This window comes from Sporichthyaceae bacterium, from assembly GCA_036493475.1.
Classification (GTDB): domain Bacteria; phylum Actinomycetota; class Actinomycetes; order Sporichthyales; family Sporichthyaceae; genus DASQPJ01.
In genome coordinates, this window is record DASXPS010000085.1 from 1 (window position 1) to 4,443 (window position 4,443).

2 protein-coding genes and 1 pseudogene are annotated in these 4,443 nt (G+C 70.2%); all 3 read right to left on the reverse strand.

From position 1 onward, the window contains the following. Nucleotides 1-217 precede the first annotated feature (217 nt). Nucleotides 218-442: pseudogene (locus VGJ14_09510) on the reverse strand (WhiB family transcriptional regulator). After that, a complete protein-coding gene (locus VGJ14_09515; protein HEY2832651.1) occupies nucleotides 439-2,919 on the reverse strand; it encodes a site-specific integrase in 2,481 nt (826 codons plus the stop codon). Before VGJ14_09515 ends, VGJ14_09510 begins: the two are co-directional and overlap by 4 nt. Further along, the gene (locus VGJ14_09520) at nucleotides 2,916-4,157 is read right to left on the reverse strand and encodes a tyrosine-type recombinase/integrase (protein HEY2832652.1); all 1,242 of its coding nucleotides are present in this window, start codon (nucleotides 4,155-4,157) and stop codon (nucleotides 2,916-2,918) included. Before VGJ14_09520 ends, VGJ14_09515 begins: the two co-directional genes overlap by 4 nt. Nucleotides 4,158-4,443: the final 286 nt, after the last annotated feature.

Below are 4,443 nucleotides of genomic sequence, written 5' to 3' on the forward strand. Positions count from 1 at the left end.
CAGAAGTGCTGCAGATCGGTCAGCACCAGCTGGTCGACCTCGGCCCGGCTCGGTAGTGGCGTGCTTCCACCCCCGGCCAGCCACACCCGTGGTTGCGGGACTCGACCGCGTGGCGTCTCCCCCTGGGTGTTCATGCCGCCCTGCCCCGCTGCCGCCGCGCTGCAACGGGGCAGGGCGGATCACCGGTCTCACCCCGCGTCGCGGGGAGCGTGTTCGCGCGGGACGCTCGCCGGACCGCTACGCGCCGCTCGTCCTCGGACTCGCCGCCCCAAACGCCGAACTCCGCATCCAAGCCCAGTGCCCGCGCCGCCTCCCGGCACTCCACCCGCACCGGGCAACCCGCACAGACCGCCTTCGCCCGCGCGATCTGCAGCAGCGCCGGCCCGGCTCTTCCCACCGGGAAAAACTGCTTTTTCTGGACTACTGCGGCGGAAATGATCACGAGGTCACCTCCCGCTGGGCGTCCTCCTCGACGCGCTGTCGGATATGGGGGGTGCCGAGTTCGGTGCGTGGTTGCTGGTCGCGGCGGAGGCGGTCGAGGGCGGTGACCTTGTTATTCGCAGCGCTGAGGTTGACCTGGAGGCCTTGGACTTCGCCGAGCCAGCCGTTGAGTCGGGCTTCGGTGATCCGTTCGGTGAGGTTGTGGATGATCTCGACGAGCCGGTTGCGTTGGGCGGGGTCGACGCGCAGCATCGGGCAGCGGATGCAGGCGTGTTCGTGTTTGCAGGGGGTGCCGTAGGGGCGGGCGCAGGTGCCGAGTTCGACCTTGCGCAGGGCGAAGTGCTGGTGGAACTCGCGCCATTCGTCGTCGGTGGGGTCGCGGTACTCGACCTGTGGTCGCGCGGTGCGGCGTTGGTCGAGGAACGCCCGGTAGGTGTTGATCAGCTCGTCCTGGAAGACCGCGAGGTAGGCCTGGGTGCTGGCCAGGTGTTGGTGGCCGAGCAGTCGGGCGGTGATGTGGACGGGCAGGCCGCCGGTGACGGCGTCGGTGGCGAAGATCCGGCGGAAGTCGTGCGGGGTGAACCGCAGTGGTTGGCCGGCGGCGTCGAGCAGCTCGGCGCGGGCGATCGCGGCGTCGAGCAGGTTCTGCACCGTGGTGACGCTGAAGACCTCGTTGCGGTGGCCGGTGCGGCGTTGGAACAGGTGCGGCAGCGGGGGCCTTGTGAGTCGTTCGTGGCGGTCGTATTGGCTGGTCAGTGGCACGGTCCCGTTGTTGGTGTTGCGCAGCCGGCTGATGATGGTGGCCAGCACGCTGGCCAGCTCGGGGCTGATGAGCAGCAGCCGTTCCTGGTCGGTCTTGGAGGGCAGGATCTGCAGCAAAGGGACGAGTTCGTCGGTGTCGGGCAGCCGGTAGGAGACCAGGGCGAGGTGGGTGATCTCGAGGAGTTCCTCGAGGCGGACCCCGGTGTGTCGCAAGGTTTCGATGACCGCCCAGGCCCAGAACGCCGCGTCCTCGCTCTGGGTCACCTTGATGATCTCGTCGGTGGCGACGTTGGCGACGAGGACGACATCGCGCCGGTGCGCGTTCTCGCGCCGCGGGAGCTGGTGGACGGCGATGCGGCGGTAGCGGGTTCCGTCGTGGTCGAACTCCTCGCCTACTGCCCGTGCCCCGGCCGCGGCGAGCAGCCCGGCTGTGGCGATGCGGTGGCGGTGCGTGGAGTCGGCGAGCGCGACCAGCGCGGGTAGCCGTTCCCGGACTCGTTGGTGCATCGCGGCGGTGACCCGGCGTTTGTGTTTGGCGTGCCCGGCGGTGTCGCCGCGGCGGACCGGGCTGGGGACCGCGTGCTCGGCCCAGGTGGGGTCTTGCAACGCCCATTCCTGGATGTCGAGGTAGAGGGCTCGGACCTGCATGAGGACGTCGATGTAGTTGCGCCGCGGGCGCGGTTGTCCGCCGCCGCGCGGCGTGACCAGCGCGAGCCGTTGTTTCCAGGCGGCGGCCACGTCGTCGGGCAGGTGCAACCCGGCGATGTGGGGGTGGTGGGCCTCGATGTCGGCCCAGAACGCTCCGCAGAGGTAGCCGGTGATGCCCAGGAAGCTGTTGTAGTCCAGGGCGGGGCGGCGTTCGTCGAGGTAGCGGATCAGAACATCGCGCACGGGTCGGCATCCGATCCGGTAGCGGTCGACCAGCACCGCGGTGGGCAGCGGCCCCTCGCGGCGCATCGTCCGGTAGGGGTGATTGGGGACCACGTCGATCCCGCGCAACAGGTCCCAAGCCGCCAAGATCCCCGTGGGCGCCTCGCCGCGACGCGCCCGGCGCTCCTGCCGCATCTCCTCGACGTCGGCGAAGGTGAGCCGCTCCGGATCCAGCCCGGTGTGCAGGACGAGCTTGCTGAGCGCGACCAGCCCGTGATGCATCGAGCCGGGCGCCATCCCGGTCGCGGTGGCGCGGCGGGTCATCGCGTCGAACACCTCGGGCTGGATCACCCGCCGGACCTCGGCGAACAGCTTGTAGGCGCTGTAGGCGGTGAGGAACCCGTAGCTGGGTAGCACGACCCGACCCAGCAGCAGACCGGCCAGGCCGTCGCGGAGGATCTCGCGCGCGGAGCCGGTGGTGCGTCCCGGGACCCCGACCTCGTCGAACCAGGCCTTCCCGGCGTCAGCGCCGGCGTGGATCCACCGCTGCTGCCATCCGCTCCCGTCGAAGCCCGTCAGCCACCCCAGGATGGTGGCGGCCCCGAGGAGCGTCTGCCCTCGACGCTCTGCACCCCAGTCCGGCCAGGTGCCCAGCTCCGGCAGCCTGGTCAGGATCTCCTCGACCCCGGACCGGTCCATCGGCCCGACCCGGTCCGCGGCAGCGACAGCGGCCGGGGCGCTGCGCGCCACCACGGTGCCCGACGGCGCGGCGGGCGCCGGTGAGGTGGATCTGAAAGCGGACGTGGACGTGGAGGTAGAGGTAGAGGTAGAGGTAGAGGTGGTCATCGCACGCCTCCGCCGAGCAGGACGGCCAGGTCGTCACCGTCGTAGCCGGCGGCGGGCGGCGGCGGTTCGCTGCGCTGCTCGCGCTCGGCCAGGTAGCGGTGCGTGCGGGCGAGGACCTCATGGTCGTCGGTGATCAGATAGACCTGCGTGGTCGTCAGCTGCGCGTGCCCCAGGATCGTCTGAACGTCGCGCAGCGTCAGGGTCTGCGAGCGCAGCATCCGCAGCGCGCAGGTATGGCGCAGGTCGTGCATGGTCCAGTTGGTGCCCAACGCGTCGTTCGCGCGCCGCATCACCGCCCGCAACGCGTCGTAGGTCAGCGGCCGGCGGCGCTTGTCCTGCCCCGGACGGGCCCGGCGGCGCAGGGTCTGCCAGACCGGATCACCCGGCGCGGGTTCTCCCAGCTCGGCCAGCCACAGCCGCAACCACACGAACGCCTCGGAACTTGCCGGCAGCCACTGCGGGGCGCCGCTGCCCTTGCGGTAGACCCGGACGAGTTGGTCGCCCCAGTCCACGTCGGCGACGCGCAGCCCCAGCAGTTCCCCGGCCCTGGCCCCGGTGCTGATCGCCAACGCCAGCACCGCTCGGTCCCGGTCCGAGCGCATCGCGGCGAACAGCTCGACCCAGCGCTCATCAGGCATCGCCCGCGGCCGCGGCTTGGGCGCCTTGGGGTTGTAGCGCAGCCGGCCCTCGGCCCGAAACGGCTCCAACGGGTTGTGGTGGGCGTTCGCGCGCCGGCCCCGGCCCCGGTCGGTCACCACCGGGTTGACCAGCGGGCCGCCGCCGGTCTCGATCCAGAACTCATAGAAACAGCGCAGCACCGCGTTGCTGTGCCGGATCGTGCGGGCAGCGAACCGGTCGTCCAGGTACTGCTTGCGGGTCACCGGGTTCACCTGCCCGACCGTGGCCAACGACCTGGTCCGCGGCGCCCGGCGAGACTTGCCGGCCTGCTGCAACCACAACACGAAATCGCGGATCTCCGCCGCGCTCGCCCGGTCCCACTCCACGCCGACGGCCCGCAGGAACCGCCACCATCGCAGCAGGTCGAAGGCGTAGCTGCGCACGCTGCCCGCCGCGTGACCCCGCGCCACGAACTCGCGCAAGAACCGGCGAATCGGCTCCACCGCGACGCCCTCGGCGTCCACCACCACATACGGCACCAGCACGTCGGACGCCACGACCCGGCCCCAGCCGGACAGACGCAACGACCGCACATCACGATCGAGCTCGTCGAAAGTCATGCAACCCCCTTCAGGTCGCATGACTCGTACCGGCCAGATCACCTCCACCAGCTCGAACACGCAGGCAAACCGATCCGTAGTCCGGTCAATATGCTCCGGATCTACGTCGCGGCAGGCCGCGCGCCGATGCCAGTCCTCAACTTCCACCCTGCGCATCGGCCGGGCCTCCCTTCTTTCGTGTGCTCGGCCACCCAGTACCTCGGGCGGGTGATGCATTCAAAGATCTGAGTACTCAGATAAACATAGATCTGTGTACTCAGGTTGGCAAGGGGTGAAGCTCAGGCGT

Coding starts and splice junctions, on each gene's coding strand:
- VGJ14_09515 (HEY2832651.1), bottom strand. CDS start 2,919: ATGACCACCTCTACCTCTACCTCTACCTCTACCTCCACGTCCACGTCC.
- VGJ14_09520 (HEY2832652.1), bottom strand. CDS start 4,157: ATGACTTTCGACGAGCTCGATCGTGATGTGCGGTCGTTGCGTCTGTCC.